The organism is Hydrogenophaga sp. 5NK40-0174, from assembly GCF_040372165.1.
In the GTDB taxonomy this organism is placed as follows: Bacteria; Pseudomonadota; Gammaproteobacteria; order Burkholderiales; family Burkholderiaceae_C; genus Hydrogenophaga.
On sequence record NZ_BAABWG010000001.1, the window covers coordinates 297,472 to 312,468 of the forward strand.

The window sequence follows — 14,997 nt, forward strand, 5'->3', positions numbered from 1 at the left end:
CGTTTGAAATTTGACGGACCCCGAGATTTTTTCGACATGACCGTACGCACGCGCTTCGCACCTTCACCCACTGGTTTCATCCACCTGGGCAACATTCGCTCGGCCCTCTATCCATGGGCATTCGCCCGCGCCAACCAGGGTGAGTTCATCCTCCGCATCGAAGACACCGACCTGGAGCGCTCTTCACAGGAAGCGGTGGACGTCATCATCGAGGGCATGAAGTGGCTGGGGCTCGATCACGATGAAGGGCCTTTCTATCAAATGCAGCGCATGGACCGCTACAAAGCGGTGCTCGCTGAGTTGCAGGCGCGAGGCTGGGTCTACCCCTGTTACATGAGTGTCGAAGAGCTCGACGCTTTGCGTGAGCGCCAGATGGCCAACAAGGAGAAGCCGCGCTACGACGGTACCTGGCGCCCGGAGGAGGGCAAGACACTCCCGCCCGTACCAGAAGGCGTGAAGCCAGTGCTGCGCTTCAAGAACCCCAGGGAAGGCGTCGTGGCCTGGGATGACAAGGTCAAAGGCCGTATCGAGATCAGCAATGCTGAGCTGGACGACCTGGTCATTGCCCGCCCGGACGGCACCCCCACCTACAACTTCTGCGTGGTCGTGGACGACATGGACATGAACATCACCCACGTGATTCGTGGCGATGACCACGTCAACAACACGCCGCGCCAGATCAATATCTTCAAGGCGCTGGGCAAAGAGCCGCCGGTGTATGCCCATCTGCCGACCGTGCTCAACGAGCAGGGCGAGAAGATGAGCAAGCGCAACGGTGCCAAGGCCGTGACCCAATACCGTGACGAGGGCTATCTGGCCGATGCCATGGTCAACTACCTGGCGCGGCTGGGCTGGAGCCACGGCGACGATGAAATCTTCAGTCGCGAGCAGTTCCTTTCCTGGTTTGACCTCGATCACCTGGGACGCAGCGCTGCGCAGTTCGATGAGGCCAAGCTGCGCTGGGTGAACGCCCAGCACCTCAAGTCCATGGAAGATGTTGCTTTGGCGCCCCTGGTGGCCGCACATCTGGCCAGGCACGGCATCGACGCTGACGATCGGCTCTCCGACATCTGTGCGCTGTTCAAGGACCGGTGCGACACCACGGTTGCGCTGGCAGATTGGGCCAAGGCGTTTTACGCAGATGTCCAGGCCAGCGAGGAAGACCGAGCCAAACACCTGACCGACGCCATCAGGCCGGCCATCGCCGATTTGCGTGAGCGCCTCCAGTCTTGTGACTGGAACAAGGACGCCATCGGGGCAGTGTTCAAGTCAGTGCTGGCCGATCACAGTCTGAAGATGCCGCATCTGGCCATGCCGGTGCGTGTGCTGGTGATGGGCACACCACAGACGCCTTCAGTTGATGCCGTGCTCGCTTTGCAGGAAAAACAAAAAGTTTTGGAAAGATTGCAAAAAGCCTGAAATCTGTTCTATAATTTGAGGCTTGCCGCAGGCGGAGATTCAGAGACAATCTGATGATCCTGATGTTGCAGAGACAACCAGACTCTGCAATAAATGAGGCGAACGTGGGGGTATAGCTCAGCTGGGAGAGCGCTTGCATGGCATGCAAGAGGTCAGCGGTTCGATCCCGCTTACCTCCACCACTGACAGACTTTGAAAAAAGTTTGTCGGACCAGAAAAGGCAGTGTAAAAAATGTTATACTGCCGAATTCGGTAAGTTCCAAGGTTTTGACCCTATCGTCTAGAGGCCTAGGACACCACCCTTTCACGGTGGGTACCGGGGTTCGAATCCCCGTAGGGTCGCCAAGTTTTGTGGCACTTGGTCATCAGCTGAACGGCTGGAGGCAAAAGCTACGCCACTGCGGAGTGGTAGTTCAGTTGGTTAGAATACCGGCCTGTCACGCCGGGGGTCGCGGGTTCGAGTCCCGTCCACTCCGCCAGTCATCAAAGCCTCTCGATTGTGTCGAGAGGCTTTTTTGTTTCCTGCTCATGGATGCGGAAGGGGATGCTACGACGCGCGGCTCCGCTTTTCGCTCATTGCCGGGGCTGTGTGGTTGCCAGCAGGCGGCGAGGTTTCCAGATCCCGGTGGCCAGCGCCACGCCGCAAACGATCACCAGGCCACAAAGCAAGGTGCCCAGGTTCACTGTCTCACCCAGAAACACCACGCCATAGAACAGGGCAAATACCGGCACCACAAAGGTCACCGTCAGTGCCTTGGCGGGTCCCGCTGTCTGGATGATGCTGAAGAAAAGCACATAGGCCAGTCCCGTACAGACAATGCCGACCACGGCCAGTGCGCCCCAGGCCTGCATGCTGGGCATGGCGTCTGGCCATGTGAACCAGGCCGGCACCGAGAGCAACAGTGATGCTCCCACCAGACTGCCCGAACTCACGGACAAGGGGTGAACGTCCTGGAGATAGCGTTTGGTAAAGCTGGCGGCAAACCCGTAGCAAGTGGTTGCGCCGATGCAGGCCAGCATGGCCAGCATGGCCATCAGGTCGTGGTTTTCTGCTGCTGCAGTGTCACCCGTCGGCAGAAGAGGCCCCGACGTCGAGCGAAACAGCACGAGGAGGACAACCCCCACCATGCCGATCAACAGACCTGCGATGCGCGCATTGTCCGGCCGGTCCTTGAGCCACCACCAGGCAATCACCGCACCGATCAATGGGACCGTCGCATTGAGGATGGAGGTCAAGCCAGTGGAAATGTGCATCACGGCGAATGCATACAGAGCGAACGGCAACCCGGAATTGAGCATGCCAGAGAACAGGATGGGCAAGGCCTTTCGCTGGAAGTCCCGTCGAATTCTCGGCACCAGAAAGGCTGGCAGCAAGAACAGTGCGCCAATCCCAACTCTGAGAAACGCTGCGGCGACCACGCCAAACTCCTGGGCGCCCAGTTTGGTGAACAGGAACGAGGAACCCCAGGCTGCCGACAGCAGCACAAAATAGACAATCAATCGCCCGGACATAGTGGTACTCAGTGTCGTCGCTTTGCCAGCGCTATGCGCGTGAAATGCTGACACCTGGGTGACGAACTGGCGAGGAAGCAGCGCTTGAGATCTCTTGCCCCTCTGCATCTGCGTCTGCATCTGCACGCCGACGGAGTGCCTCAAGCGAAAGCAAATGACGTTTACGGTCGAGCCCGCCGGCGTATCCGGTGAGCTGTCCGCCTTTACCGAGCACGCGGTGGCAGGGCACGATGATACTGACCGGATTGCGGCCAACCGCTGCGCCGACCGCGCGCACGGCCTTTGGGTTGCCCAGGCGCCTGGCGAGCTCGCCGTAGCTGGTATGTGCTCCAGGTTCGATTAGCACAAGGGCTTTCCACACCTGTTGTTGAAACGGCGTGCCACGAGTGAGGTCCAGCGGCAGTTCGAACCCGGGAAACCGGACGTCTTGCACGAAATAGGCGTTCAGTGCGGCCTCTGTCTTGTCGATCAAGTCGTGGCCGGGGGGCACGGGGCTCCACTTGGCGCGCTCATCGGCGTCGGGGGCGTGCTTTTGATCGGTGAACCACAGACCGCACAGCCCAAGCTCGGACGCGACGATCCACACGGGGCCTAATGGCGTGGGGACCTCGCGACAGCACAGCCTCTCTGATGGCATCTTGCTCATGTCTGGCACTCCTGCTTCATTTCGGTCTTCAACAATCCACTCCATGTGGCCATGACAGCGTAGCTGCGCCATGGTGCCCAGCGGGCGGCATCTGCTGGCTGTTCACCCGTCTTCATCTCATCTGCACTGCGCAAGGCCTGTCGCAGAACGAGGTCTCCCTCCAGCCAGACATCTGGCCAATGCAAACCCCGCATGACGATGTAGCCTGCCGTCCATGGTCCGATACCAGGCAAGCTGACCAGCAACTGGTGCGTCAAGGCAGCGTCTGCCGACGGTGAAATGTCCAGCTGGTCGGAGAGCACTGCTTGGGCGAGGGCCTTGAGAGCGGTCTGCTTCTGCCGGGTCAGACCCAGGCGCCCCAGCACCTCGCTGTCGGCATTGCCGATGTCTTTGGGTGTCGGGAAGCCCAGGTGCACCGAGGAGTGAGGCGTCTCGATGGGTTGCCCAAGGGCTTCGCACAGGCGACCCAGAACCGTCCTGGCTGCCTTGACACTCACTTGCTGGCCAATGACTGCTCGCACACCCAACTCAAATCCGTCAATCGCTCCAGGCAAACGCAGTCCTGCAGCTGCCTGCACAAAGTCGGCGCCCAATGTCGAGTCTATGGCGGCAGGATCGGCATCGATATCCAGCCAGTTGCGAACACGCCATGTGACTTCGGGGAGTCGTGCCTGCAGGCCATCGCTGACCATCAGTCGGACTTCGCAACTGCCCCGAGGCACCTGGACGCGGATCCAGCCTCGCTGCTGGCCCGTCAGGCCATTGACGGTGAGAGATCGCCAGATGGTCCACCCCTGATCGGTTTGCATCACTTCTTCCACGCCGGCCACGGCGCGGTCCTGCAAGAACCCCATGAGGCGGTCGATGGCCACTGGAGGACGCCAGAAAAGCCGCGTCTCTGCCCCGACGGGCGTCGTGTTTGATGGCCCTGGGGACGATCGTTGCTGGCGGCGCATGTCTCCCGGGCGCATTCCGTAGCGGGTGACGAAGGCGTTGTTGAACTGGCGCACGCTTCCAAAGCCACTTCCGGCAGCCACCTCGGCAATCTTGATCGAGGTATCTGCCAGAAGTCGCTTGGCGTTGAGCAGTCGCTGGGTCAGCAGGTACTGGGCAGGTGATACGCCGAGATGGGCTTCAAATATCCGTCTGAGGTGCCGGTCGCTGATGCCCAGACGCTGGCTGAGGTTCTGGAGGAGGTCGGGGGTGTGGGCGCCGGACAATTGGCTTCTGATCAGCTGCAGCGCATGTCGCAGGAGTATCGAGCCAGCATCCTCTGTCGACCAGGGGCGATATTCTGGCGCCAGCTCTGGCCGGCAGCGCAGGCAAGGCCTGAAGCCTGCCGCTTCGGCCGCAGCCGCATGCGCAAAGAAGCGGCAATTGCTGGCCTTTGGCGTCCGGACGCGACACACGGGACGGCAGTAGATGCCGGTCGACGTCACCGCGACGAAGAAGCGCCCATCGAAGCTGGCGTCCTTCGAGCACAGCGCCTGATAGCAGGCTGCATGGTCGGATGCGAGGGCTTTGTTCGGCAACATGGGGGCATGGTACGCCGCCGAATCATGTCTGTCTGGCCATTTTCGGACATGTGGTTCGAGCGATATGGAACGCAGATCATGTACCCGAAAGCATGAAAATCCGACAAACGGGGGGGGATTAAATTGCCTCTTTCTGACGCAGATAGTATCGGGCCACTCATACTTTTTGTAGCAGAACAATGTCTTCCCTGATTGAACCCGAACTGGTTGAGCGTGGCCCACAGACCAAAGAGCGTCGTCGAACCCAGGAAGAGCGTCGTGCAGAGGCCGAAAGTCGTCTGCTGGCCAGTGCCGTCAAACTGCTGGGGCAGAAAGGCGTCGCTGGCACCACCTTGAGTGAAATCGGCGTGCACGCAGGCTATAGCCGTGGACTGGTGGCCCATCACTATGGCAACAAAGAGCGTTTTTTACGTGCGGTGGCGACCTACATCGCCAAGGTATACCGAAGCAAGCTACCGCCGGAGGGCTTGACCAATGGCGGGATTCAGCCGGTGCTGGACTATGTTGATGCCTACGTTGCCGAGAAGGGCGAGCCTTTGGGTGCTGTGGTGGCCATGTTTTCTGAGGCGCTGATTTCCGGCGGCCCGCTCAAGGCCGACATGCTGGCGCTCAACGATGTGTCCATCGACTATCTGGCCGGCATCATCCGGCTCGGAAAAAAGACGGGGGAGATCCGTGAGGATATCGATCCGGAGGCCATGGCCGTCATGATCATCGGCATGCTGCGAGGCGTGTCGGCCCAGTACGCGCTGAACCTGCAACGGCCACAGCGAACGGATGTGGCCCGCCAGATCAAGCGCAGCCTCTTTCTCACTCTGGCTTCCGATGTTGGCTGTGCTCGGGAGGTGATGCTGCAGGCGTAACATTCTGCGACGTGGCGGGAGGGATTGGCGGGGCGCCTACAATCTGGTGAGTCCAATCTATCGACGACACCATGCAAGTTTCCCCCTCCATCTTCAAGGCATACGATATCCGCGGCATTGTGCTGTCCACACTCAATGAAGACGTCGCAGAGGCGCTGGGCAAAGCGTTTGCCACGCAGGCGATGGCATTGGGTGAGACCAGGATAGCGGTGGGCCGCGATGGCAGACTGTCAGGGCCAGCCCTAAGCCAGGCACTGATTCGAGGCCTTCAGGCCGCAGGCGCGCAAGTGATAGACGTGGGCATGGTGACCACACCCATGCTTTACTTCGCGGCTTCCACGCTGTGCAGCACTGGCATCCAGATCACGGGCAGCCACAACCCCAAGAACTACAACGGCTTCAAGATGGTGATGGCCGGTCGCGCCATTTACGGCGACGACATCCAGGCTCTGCGTCAGATGATGGAGGCGGAAAACTGGAAGCTCAAGAGCGGTGGCTCGGTGGAGCAAGTCAGTGTCGATGACGCTTATCGCGACCGGATTGTGAGCGATGTGAAGTTGAGCCGGCCCATGAAGGTGGTGGTCGATTGCGGCAACGGTGTTGCTGGCGCTTCGGCTCCGGCGCTGTTCCGCGCACTGGGGTGCGAAGTCATCGAGCTGTTCAGTGAGGTCGATGGTGATTTCCCCAACCACCATCCGGACCCCAGCAAGCCGGAGAATCTGGCGGACGTCATCGCGACGCTGGCCAACTCCGATGCCGAGCTGGGCATGGCGTTTGATGGCGACGGCGACCGCCTGGGTATCGTGACCAAGTCTGGTAGCAACATCTTTCCCGATCGCCAGATGATCCTCTTTTCGCAGGACGTGCTCTCCCGCGTGCCGGGTGGTCATATCGTGTTTGACGTCAAGTGCTCGCAACGCCTTGCGCCTGCCATCGAGGCGGCGGGCGGCAAGCCGGAGCTCTACCGTACGGGTCATTCGCTCATCAAGGCAAGGATGAAAGAGCTCGACAGCCCGCTTGGTGGCGAAATGAGCGGCCACATCTTTTTCAAGGAGCGGTGGTTTGGCTTTGATGATGGCAGCTATGCAGGCGCGCGAATGCTGGAGATCCTCAGCCGCTCGTCTGATGCCAGTGAAGTGCTCGAGAACTTGCCGACCAGCTTTAGCACGCCCGAGCTGAATGTGAGTTGTGAAGAAGGTGAGCCGCATGCGCTGGTGGCCGAACTGGTAGAGAAGGCGGGTACCTATCCTGCTTTTGCGGCGCCGGCGAGTGTGTCCACGATCGACGGTGTCCGCGTGGACTGGCCTGACGGTTTTGGCTTGATCCGTGCGTCCAACACCACGCCTGTGCTGGTGCTTCGCTTCGAAGGGCAGACCAGAGAAGCGCTGGATCGCATCGAAAGGGACATGCTGGCTTTGCTCAAGCAGGTCAAGCCGGATGCCCGGGTTGGGGCCGCAGCACACTGATCGGTGCTGGTGCGAATGCGTGTGTGCGCTTGAAATTGCCTTTCGTGAATGGCGGCGCGAAGCCCGTCAGCTGGCACTGAAGAGATGGTAAACGAGTCAAAGCTGTTCCAATCTTTCTGGTGGTGGCTGTTGCTGGGCTTGCTCGCCTGTGCGCCCGGCTCAACCAAGCTGGCTGGTGCTGGCTGGCTTGTGCTTGCTCTGGTCGGTCTCTACCGCTTCGCCCGCTTTTTTCCGATATGGTGGACACAGCGAGCAGCGGACCCGCTGACCCGTGCGGCTTCGGTCTGGCTGGCTTTCGTGCTTGCCGCTTTCCTGTTCAAAGCCATTGGCGTGACCTACTGGGACGACCCGTGGAAGACGCGGCACTTTGACTTGCGCATGCTGCTCAGTGCAGTCGCGATTTTTGCCCTCGCCTCGCGTGTGACCCTGACAAGAGAGAAACTGTTCGGGCTGGGGGTAGCCATGGCGCTGGCGGCGGCAGTGGGCATGTCCGTGAGCTACCTGCATGTCAACTTTGACATGGACACGCCGTCGAACCGCATCAACTGGGCCGGTGGACAGGTGATGCTCTCCTGGGTGCTGCTGTCCGTGGCCCTGGACAAGGACAACAGCCGTCTTCTTCGTCGCTTGGCGCTTGCGGGCTTTGCATGTTTCTGGCTTGCCGTGCTCATGTCCGGTGCGCGCAGTGCCTATTTGTCGATTCCGTGGGTCGGGGTAGTGATCCTTGTGTTGACGCTCACCAGGGTCGAGCGCGAGCGCCGCTGGAAATGGGTGGCAAGTGTTGTGCTGGGAATACCGCTGTTGGTGGCCGCGGTGGCGACGGTGGCACCCTCCGTTGTGGAAGTGCCGGCTGGACGCATCGAGATCGCCGTAGAGGAAGCCAGAGCGGCTCTGGCAGACAAAGACGACCCTGCGCGCAATGTCGACACCCCTGTGGGGGCGCGTATCTACATGTGGCAAAAGGGCATGGAAAAATTCATGCAAAGCCCGTGGATTGGCTATGGAAGAGAGCAGCGCATTGCCTTTATCAAGGCATGGGGCGAAGAGTCCGATGCGCATATCATCAGTGACCAGTTCCACCTGCACAGCGAGTACATCAACGGCATGGTGGACCACGGCCTGGTGGGGCTGGCCAGTACGGTGGCCTATATGGCAGGACTGGTTGTGGTGGCGTTCATGCTGCGGCGCACCCACCCACTGATGGCATTGGCACTGGCTGGTATTGCCTTTACCCACATCACCATGAGTGTGACAAACGCCAATTCGCAAACCAACAACTACAGTGTCATCTTCGGCTGGTCACTCATGACCCTGTTCCTGTTCCGTTCGGGCGCACTGCGCCGCGAGCCGGTGGCTGCGTCCCAGTGAGATTCGTGTGAAGCCTTCGTCTGTATCTGTCATTTTCACCACTTACAACTCGCCTGCATGGCTGGAGAAGGTGCTGTGGGGCTTTTTTGCACAGGACACGAAGGCGTTCGAGATCGTTGTGGCAGATGACGGTTCGACCATCGAGACCAGGGCCTTGCTCGATCGCATGCGAAAGATTTCGCCCGTGCCGATCCGCCATGTCTGGCAGGAAGACGACGGCTTCCAGAAGTGCCGCATCCTGAACAAAGCCATCGCTGCTGCCACTGGCGAGTACCTGATCTTCACTGACGGCGATTGCATCCCGAGAGCGGACTTCATCTCGCAGCACCTGCGTTTTGCGGCGCCCGGGCGCTTTTTGTCGGGAGGCTATTTCAAGCTTCCCCTTGACATCAGCCAGGCCATTACCGAAGAGGATGTCAAGGCGCAGCGACCGTTTGACCTGGCCTGGCTGAAGTCCCTTGGCCTCAAGGCTTCCATCAAGAACCTCAAAATCTCCGCCAAGGGGCGCTGGGCTGACTGGCTCAACGCGGTGAGCAGGACAAAGGCTACCTGGAACGGCCATAACGCTTCCTGCCACAAGGAGGCGATCGTGGCGGTCAACGGGTTTGACGAGCGCATGCAGTATGGCGGGCAGGATGTGGAGTTTGGCGATCGGCTGACGCACCATGGGCTCAAAGGCCTGCGCATCCGCTATTCGGTCATTTGCGTCCACCTGGACCACGGTCGTGGGTATGTCACCGACGAGATGCTCAGGCACAGCCTGTCCATTCGCCAGGCCACCCGTGCCAGCCGGGTGGTTCGTGCTCCGCTGGGTCTGGATCAGTACCTTTGAGCGCCGTTGGGTTCGTAGCCTTGCATGAAGGCGGGCCAGTCCGCAGCTTCTGACCAGTGAAACGCGCGCATGCGCCCTTGCTCTTTTCGCAATGACCGTTGCAGGCGCTCAAGGTTGGCCTGCTTCCAGTCCTGGCCAGTCCTGACCCGGCATTTGTCAAAATCCACGATCCAGGCATGTCCGTTGGTGTCGAGCAAGAGGTTGTGACAGTTCAGGTCGGAGTGAAATACCTGGAGGTCGTGCATGCGTCGCGTCACGGTGCCGAGTGCCACCCATTCATCATGAGAGAGTGGCGCCTGCTGCAGGCGGTCTGCGGCATTGCGGGAGCCGGGGATCATCTCGACCATGATGTCGCTGCGGTATCCGAGCAAACCGACTGGCGCGTGCCTGGCCGCCACAGGGCGAGGCACGGGCAGCGCCCATGATCGCAGCAGGCGCAGCAGGGCGAATTCTTCCATGGCCCGGCTCCGATCGTCTGTGCGCCGCCAGAAGACGTCTCGGGACAGTTTGGCGACCATGCCCCCCCGACGGTAGTGTCGCAGCACCACCTGATGGCCCGAAACAGACTTGACGAGCACTTGTCCCCGGCCGCTGCCCGTGGGCAGGATGGCGGCGTCGGTGGCTGCAGCGTCAGGGTTGAAGTCCTCAGGTGTGAGGGTGTCCGTGATGTCAGGGTCGAGCCAGATCGTCTGATTGCTCAGATTCACGTCGTCGATCCGGCAGAGCGCTTGCAGGTCTCTGGCCTTCCAGAACCCTTCGAGCGCTTCGACGGTGCGGGCGTTGGCGCCTTTGTGGGCCTGTACGAATTCGCTGGATAGCCGGCCGCGCTCCTCCAGTTTTTCCGGATCGGCCAGCCAGGACTCGGCCACTGCCAGCAGTTGCTCTGCGCTCTGCACGCGCTGGCCGGCCTCTTTCTCCTCAATCGAGTCGAACAGGGCGTCGAAGTTGTGGGTGTGGGGGCCGTACAGGACCGGGCAACCACAAGCGAGGGCCTCCAGGGCATTGTGGCCCCCGACTGGTGCCAGACTTCCGCCAATGAAGGCCAGCTTGGCCATGCCGTACCAGCGCATGAGTTCACCCATGGTGTCTCCGAGGACGACTGGGGTGTTCGCAGATGGCTCTTCTCCGAGACTGTGACGCGCAAACGGCAGGTCGTGTTGACGCAAGGCATTGGCCACTTCGTCAAACCGCTGCGGGTGTCTCGGCACCAGCACCAGCAGCGCCTGGGGGTGACGCTGAACAAAGGCCTTCCACAAAGGCAGGATCTGCGCTTCTTCTGCAGCGTGCGTACTTCCTGCGACCAGGATGAGCCGGTTGGCATAGGCCTCTGGTGCGGTGGCCTTTCCGTAGCCCTGACCCAGCTCGAACTTGAGGTTGCCGGCGAGCATGATGCGGTCCGCGGGCACGCCCAAGTCGCGGTAGCGCTCCAGGCTGGGCTGATCGGCTGCGGCGACCAGATCGAGAGCGGGCCATACGGAGGCCATCACCTTGTGCCATTTGCGGTAGCCCCGGGCTGAACGCTCCGAGAGGCGGGCGTTGACCAGAGCGACCGGAATGCAACGCTGCTCACATTGCCAGATGAGCTCTGGCCATAGCTCGCGCTCCATCAAAATCACACACTGGGGGCGCAACGCATCCAGAAACCGCCGCACGGCTCCAGGAATGTCTGCTGGCAGGTAGACGTGTCGAACCGAAGACCCAAAGTACTGGCGCAGGGTCTGCGCACCTGTCGGCGTCTGGGTTGAGACGGTGATGCTGTGGGCTGGCCAGCGCTGCTGGAGTGAATCGATCAGGGATCTGGCGGCCTGTAGCTCACCCACGGAGGCTGCGTGAAGCAACACGCCGTCGCGCCCTTGGGGCGGGATGTCGATCAGCCCGAGCCGCTGGTCCAGGCTCGTGCGGTAGCCCGGCTCGGCCCTTCCGCGCCACCACAACCACCCCAGCAAGGGTAGGAGCAGCAGTCGAATGGCCAGCCGGTAAAGCCGATGGCTGAAGCCGGCTGCTTTCAGCGCCAATGCTCGGCGACCCACTGCGTGGGCAGAACGCGCCGATACCATTTGCCGCTTCGGCCTGCGATGGCGTCGGGAGGATTGGGCTTGCCGTGGAAGATGATCACGCGAGCACCGGCGGGAATGGCCGGCGGCTGTATCCAGCTCAGTGGACCTCGTTTCATGCAGTGGCGCTTGAAACTGCGGCACCATTCTTCCGGCCAGTAGCTGACCTTGCCCTGGCGGCCAAGAAACCCGGTGATGAACTCCTGTTCATTGCGAACAGTGTTGACCGAGTCCGGGTATTTCTCTCGCAGGTGGTCAAGCGCGTCCGTGTGGGCTCCGATGGTGAAGAGATAGACCGAGGTATTGCCCGTGCCGTCGCTCTTGTCCCATTCCCGAATGACCACGAAGTCGCCCTCCTGATCAAAGAAAGGGTCCAGGCTGTCGACAATGACGATGTCCAGGTCAAGAAACAGGGTTCGACCCTTGAGATCGTAGAGGGGGTCGGCAAAGCTGGTGAGCTTGAGCCAGCCGTGGGCAAACGTCCATGGCTCGCGCTTGTCAAACTCATCGAAGCCGATGGCGGGAATCGGCATGACTTCCACGCCCGGGTCAATCCCTTCGGCGTCGTCCGTGAGGCAGACAAAGCGGAAGGGCCGGCTCAGATGCCGGCGGACCATGTTGTGCAGCCGATTCACATAATCGGGGCCATATTTCTTGCCCCACTTGATGCACAGCACGTTCACGGCTTGCATGAAAGCCCCTTTTTCTCGGTCGCGAAAATTGAATCCAGATGAAATTGCGCCCGACGTTCGCACGACGGGCGCAACAGCAAGAGTTTATCTCAGCTCAAGGGGGCAGGACTCACGGAGTCAGAAGGTTCTGGATGGGCGTAAGGTCCTCGGGAGAGAGGGTGCCGCTGGCCTGGCGCAGACGCAGGCCGCCGATCAACACGTTGTGGCGCGCAGCGGCCAGATCCCGTTTGGTCTGGAAAAGCTGGCTTTGGGCATTGAGCACATCGATGTTGATGCGTACGCCGACCTGGTAGCCCAGCTTATTGGCGTCCAGCGCACTCTGGCTGGAGGCTTCGGCTGCCTCCAGAGCCTTGACCTGGCTCATGCCGGCCAGAACGCCCAGATAGGCACTGCGGGTGGCTTGTGACACTGCCCGCACGGCTGACTCCTTGTCGGCCCTGGCCTTCGCTTCCAGAGCCAGTGCTTTCTTCACGCCGTTCTGGACGGCAAAACCGGCAAACAGCGGCAGGTTGAACTGCAGACCAACTGTGGCCGTCTTGCTGCGGACGTTTGCGGGGCTGGTATTCGATGGGGCGTCACTGTACTCATACTGCCCTACCAGATCCAGTGTCGGCTTGTGTCCGGCCTTTGCCTTGTCAATTTCCAGGCGAGCGATTTCCACGGCTTTTGATGCCTGCTGAACGCTGGTGTTGTTCTCCAGCGCAGTCTGAACCCAGGCCTCGACATCGGCGGGCGTCACAGCAGGCAGACTGACGGGGGCAGTCAGGGGCTTTGGGGTGACGCTGGACCGTCCGACGAGCTGGTCCAGTGCCAGCCGCTTGACGCGCAGGTCGTTCTCTGCAGCGATCTCCTGTGCCTGCACCAGGTCGAATCGGGCCTGTGCTTCGCGTGAGTCGGTCACTGTGGTGGTGCCAACTTCAAAATTGCGCTTGGCCGCTGCCAGCTGCTGCTCCACAGCTTCCTTTTGCGCCGTGACAAAGGCCACCGTGTCTTGTGCCGCGAGCACGTCGAAGTACGCCTGCGTGATTCGGATGATCAATTCCTGCTCTGCCGCCTTGAGCTGTGCCTGAGCCACATCCACCGACAGTCTGGCCTGCTCGTTGGACGCGTAGTTGGAAGGGCGGTACAGCGGCTGGCTGGCGGAGAGCGTGACCTCTCTGCTGTCGAGATCACGGGTGTTGGGCGCGCCGTTGACGTCGAGGTTGCTGCGGAAAATGCCGGCGCTCAAACCTGCCTGAGGCAGCAGACCTGCCCGGGCCTGGTCGGCTTGCGCCAGGTTGGCGTCGTATTGGGAGCGTGCGGCCAGATAGGTGGCGTCGTATTCGCGAGCGGCTTCGTAAAGCTCAATCAAACCCTGGGCCTGAACCCAGGAGCTTGCGCCCAGCGACAACACGCTCGCGGTCAACAGGCGGGCGAAGGCCCTGTGCGTACGGCGAAGGGGAGTGGCTGTTGGCTTGACTGTCATAACTCGTCCTCAGAAGGGATTGCGCGGTGAATGTCAGTACAGGGGTACGGAAGGGTCTTTTTCCTGCGACCAGGCGTTGATGCCGCCGTGGACATTGGCCACGCGACTGAACCCCTGCTGCATCAGGAAATGGGCCACCTGTGCGCTGCGGGCGCCGTGGTGGCACATGCAGGCAATCGGCTGTTCCTTGTTCAACTCGAGGTAGCGCGCAGGAACGGAGCGCATGGGCATCTGGACGACGGTATAGCCGTCACCAGGCTTGACCGAAGCAGTCTGAACCTCCCAGGGTTCGCGGACATCAAGCAACAGAGCCGGTTGACCGCTCTCTGAAGCGCTGTCGGCAAGCCATTGTTCAGTCTGGGCAGGGTGGACGATGTTCATGCGGGCTGGTGGGTGTGCGTTGGTGGAGATTCAGAAGTGGAATGCTGGCATTTCGGGGAAGCCCTTGAGGCGAGGGGCAACCGCATCCCAGGGCTGCTCGACGGAGAAACTGCCATCCGGCTGCCGCGTGGTGACGGTGGCGCGCATGACGGGCTCTTCCCCTGTGATCGCAATCAGGCGGCCGCCGGGCGCCAGCAGATCGAGCAGGGCAGCCGGGACGGCGGCCACAGATCCGGTCAGGACAATGGCATTCCATGGGGCGCCATCGCGGCAGGCCGCGAAATCCTCTGCGCAAGCGTCAGCATTTCGCACCTCTGCATTGAGCGCCCCGAAAGACTGCAGGTTGGCGCGAGCAGTCACCGCCAGCGCAGATGACACCTCGACAGAGACCACTTTGGCAGCCAGCTGCGAAAGCAGGGCGGTCATGTAGCCCGTGCCGGTACCGATTTCAAGCACAGTGTCTTGAGGCTGCAAGTCCAGGTCCTGGATGAGGCGTGCCTGGACGCGCGGGGCCAGCATCAGGTGACCGGGCGCAACCGGCAACTCGACATCGCTGTAAGCGAGGGCTTGCAGCCCCTCTGGCAGGAATCTCTCACGCGGAACGCGATCCAGCAGATCCAGCACGCGCCGGTCGAGCACGTCCCAGGGGCGCACCTGCTGCTCAATCATGTTGAAGCGGGCTTGCGCAAGGTCGAGGCTTGAGGCGGGGGACATGGTGGTCATTTTTGTATACTCCGGTGGGTATGTTAGCCGATTCTTTCTGA

At 60.9% G+C, this 14,997-nt stretch carries 13 protein-coding genes and 3 tRNA genes; 8 read left to right on the top strand and 8 right to left on the bottom strand.

Annotated features, from left to right (window positions below):
- Window positions 1-36 precede the first annotated feature (36 nt).
- The 4 genes from gltX (at window position 37) to ABWV89_RS01325 (ending at window position 1,898) form a co-directional block, all read left to right on the top strand.
- Window positions 37-1,419 (top strand): glutamate--tRNA ligase, encoded by a 1,383-nt coding sequence (gene gltX, locus ABWV89_RS01310; RefSeq protein WP_353393451.1) that lies wholly within the window; start codon window positions 37-39, stop codon window positions 1,417-1,419.
- Window positions 1,420-1,525: 106 nt separating this feature from the next.
- Window positions 1,526-1,601 (top strand) — tRNA-Ala (locus ABWV89_RS01315).
- A gap of 87 nt (window positions 1,602-1,688) precedes the next feature.
- Window positions 1,689-1,764 (top strand) — tRNA-Glu (locus ABWV89_RS01320).
- Window positions 1,765-1,821: 57 nt separating this feature from the next.
- Window positions 1,822-1,898: transfer RNA gene (locus tag ABWV89_RS01325), tRNA-Asp, on the top strand.
- Between the two features lie 94 nt (window positions 1,899-1,992).
- Here the strand turns inward: ABWV89_RS01325 and ABWV89_RS01330 are convergent.
- Genes ABWV89_RS01330 through ABWV89_RS01340 form a run of 3 tightly spaced genes read right to left on the bottom strand, consistent with a single transcriptional unit; the run spans window position 1,993 to window position 5,112 of the window.
- Complete coding sequence (locus tag ABWV89_RS01330) at window positions 1,993-2,931, bottom strand: DMT family transporter (RefSeq protein ID WP_353393453.1); 939 nt, start codon at window positions 2,929-2,931, stop codon at window positions 1,993-1,995.
- Window positions 2,932-2,962: 31 nt separating this feature from the next.
- Complete coding sequence (locus ABWV89_RS01335; protein WP_353393455.1) at window positions 2,963-3,577, bottom strand: methylated-DNA--[protein]-cysteine S-methyltransferase; 615 nt, start codon at window positions 3,575-3,577, stop codon at window positions 2,963-2,965.
- Window positions 3,574-5,112 carry a DNA-3-methyladenine glycosylase 2 family protein gene (locus ABWV89_RS01340; RefSeq protein WP_353393457.1) on the bottom strand — a complete coding sequence of 513 codons (1,539 nt, stop codon included), beginning with the start codon at window positions 5,110-5,112 and terminating at the stop codon, window positions 3,574-3,576. The genes ABWV89_RS01335 and ABWV89_RS01340 overlap by 4 nt, the downstream gene beginning before the upstream one ends.
- Before the next feature lie 179 nt (window positions 5,113-5,291).
- Here ABWV89_RS01340 and ABWV89_RS01345 point away from each other — a divergent pair, with 179 nt between their 5' ends.
- From ABWV89_RS01345 to ABWV89_RS01360, 4 genes are all read left to right on the top strand, one after another.
- A complete protein-coding gene (locus ABWV89_RS01345) occupies window positions 5,292-5,975 on the top strand; it encodes a TetR/AcrR family transcriptional regulator (protein WP_353393459.1) in 684 nt (227 codons plus the stop codon).
- Window positions 5,976-6,046: 71 nt separating this feature from the next.
- Window positions 6,047-7,441 carry a phosphomannomutase/phosphoglucomutase gene (locus tag ABWV89_RS01350; protein WP_353393460.1) on the top strand — a complete coding sequence of 465 codons (1,395 nt, stop codon included), beginning with the start codon at window positions 6,047-6,049 and terminating at the stop codon, window positions 7,439-7,441.
- A gap of 84 nt (window positions 7,442-7,525) precedes the next feature.
- Entirely contained in the window at window positions 7,526-8,809 is a 1,284-nt protein-coding gene (locus ABWV89_RS01355; protein ID WP_353393461.1) for an O-antigen ligase family protein, read from the top strand.
- A gap of 7 nt (window positions 8,810-8,816) precedes the next feature.
- On the top strand, window positions 8,817-9,641 hold the full coding sequence (locus ABWV89_RS01360; RefSeq protein WP_353393463.1) for a glycosyltransferase family 2 protein: 825 nt from the start codon (window positions 8,817-8,819) through the stop codon (window positions 9,639-9,641).
- Here ABWV89_RS01360 and ABWV89_RS01365 read toward each other — a convergent pair.
- The 5 genes from ABWV89_RS01365 to ABWV89_RS01385 all read right to left on the bottom strand — a co-directional run bounded on the left by ABWV89_RS01365 (window position 9,629) and on the right by ABWV89_RS01385 (window position 14,956).
- The gene (locus ABWV89_RS01365) at window positions 9,629-11,698 is read right to left on the bottom strand and encodes a 3-deoxy-D-manno-octulosonic acid kinase (RefSeq protein ID WP_353393465.1); all 2,070 of its coding nucleotides are present in this window, start codon (window positions 11,696-11,698) and stop codon (window positions 9,629-9,631) included. The genes ABWV89_RS01360 and ABWV89_RS01365 overlap by 13 nt on opposite strands.
- A complete protein-coding gene (locus tag ABWV89_RS01370) occupies window positions 11,647-12,387 on the bottom strand; it encodes a glycosyltransferase (protein ID WP_353393467.1) in 741 nt (246 codons plus the stop codon). The genes ABWV89_RS01365 and ABWV89_RS01370 overlap by 52 nt, the downstream gene beginning before the upstream one ends.
- A gap of 109 nt (window positions 12,388-12,496) precedes the next feature.
- Window positions 12,497-13,852 carry a TolC family outer membrane protein gene (locus tag ABWV89_RS01375; RefSeq protein WP_353393469.1) on the bottom strand — a complete coding sequence of 452 codons (1,356 nt, stop codon included), beginning with the start codon at window positions 13,850-13,852 and terminating at the stop codon, window positions 12,497-12,499.
- A gap of 33 nt (window positions 13,853-13,885) precedes the next feature.
- Window positions 13,886-14,233 (bottom strand): rhodanese-like domain-containing protein, encoded by a 348-nt coding sequence (locus ABWV89_RS01380; protein WP_353393471.1) that lies wholly within the window; start codon window positions 14,231-14,233, stop codon window positions 13,886-13,888.
- A gap of 30 nt (window positions 14,234-14,263) precedes the next feature.
- Window positions 14,264-14,956: a protein-L-isoaspartate O-methyltransferase family protein gene (locus tag ABWV89_RS01385; protein ID WP_353393473.1), complete on the bottom strand. Its 693-nt coding sequence runs from the start codon at window positions 14,954-14,956 to the stop codon at window positions 14,264-14,266.
- Between the last annotated feature and the right edge of the window lie 41 nt (window positions 14,957-14,997).

Bases quoted from the DNA above. Each gene is read 5' to 3' on its own strand.
- gltX (WP_353393451.1), top strand. From the start codon at position 37: ATGACCGTACGCACGCGCTTCGCACCTTCACCCACTGGTTTCATCCAC.
- ABWV89_RS01330 (WP_353393453.1), bottom strand. From the start codon at position 2,931: ATGTCCGGGCGATTGATTGTCTATTTTGTGCTGCTGTCGGCAGCCTGG.
- ABWV89_RS01335 (WP_353393455.1), bottom strand. From the start codon at position 3,577: ATGAGCAAGATGCCATCAGAGAGGCTGTGCTGTCGCGAGGTCCCCACG.
- ABWV89_RS01340 (WP_353393457.1), bottom strand. From the start codon at position 5,112: ATGTTGCCGAACAAAGCCCTCGCATCCGACCATGCAGCCTGCTATCAG.
- ABWV89_RS01345 (WP_353393459.1), top strand. From the start codon at position 5,292: ATGTCTTCCCTGATTGAACCCGAACTGGTTGAGCGTGGCCCACAGACC.
- ABWV89_RS01350 (WP_353393460.1), top strand. From the start codon at position 6,047: ATGCAAGTTTCCCCCTCCATCTTCAAGGCATACGATATCCGCGGCATT.
- ABWV89_RS01355 (WP_353393461.1), top strand. From the start codon at position 7,526: ATGGTAAACGAGTCAAAGCTGTTCCAATCTTTCTGGTGGTGGCTGTTG.
- ABWV89_RS01365 (WP_353393465.1), bottom strand. From the start codon at position 11,698: ATGGTATCGGCGCGTTCTGCCCACGCAGTGGGTCGCCGAGCATTGGCG.
- ABWV89_RS01370 (WP_353393467.1), bottom strand. From the start codon at position 12,387: ATGCAAGCCGTGAACGTGCTGTGCATCAAGTGGGGCAAGAAATATGGC.
- ABWV89_RS01375 (WP_353393469.1), bottom strand. From the start codon at position 13,852: ATGACAGTCAAGCCAACAGCCACTCCCCTTCGCCGTACGCACAGGGCC.
- ABWV89_RS01380 (WP_353393471.1), bottom strand. From the start codon at position 14,233: ATGAACATCGTCCACCCTGCCCAGACTGAACAATGGCTTGCCGACAGC.
- ABWV89_RS01385 (WP_353393473.1), bottom strand. From the start codon at position 14,956: ATGACCACCATGTCCCCCGCCTCAAGCCTCGACCTTGCGCAAGCCCGC.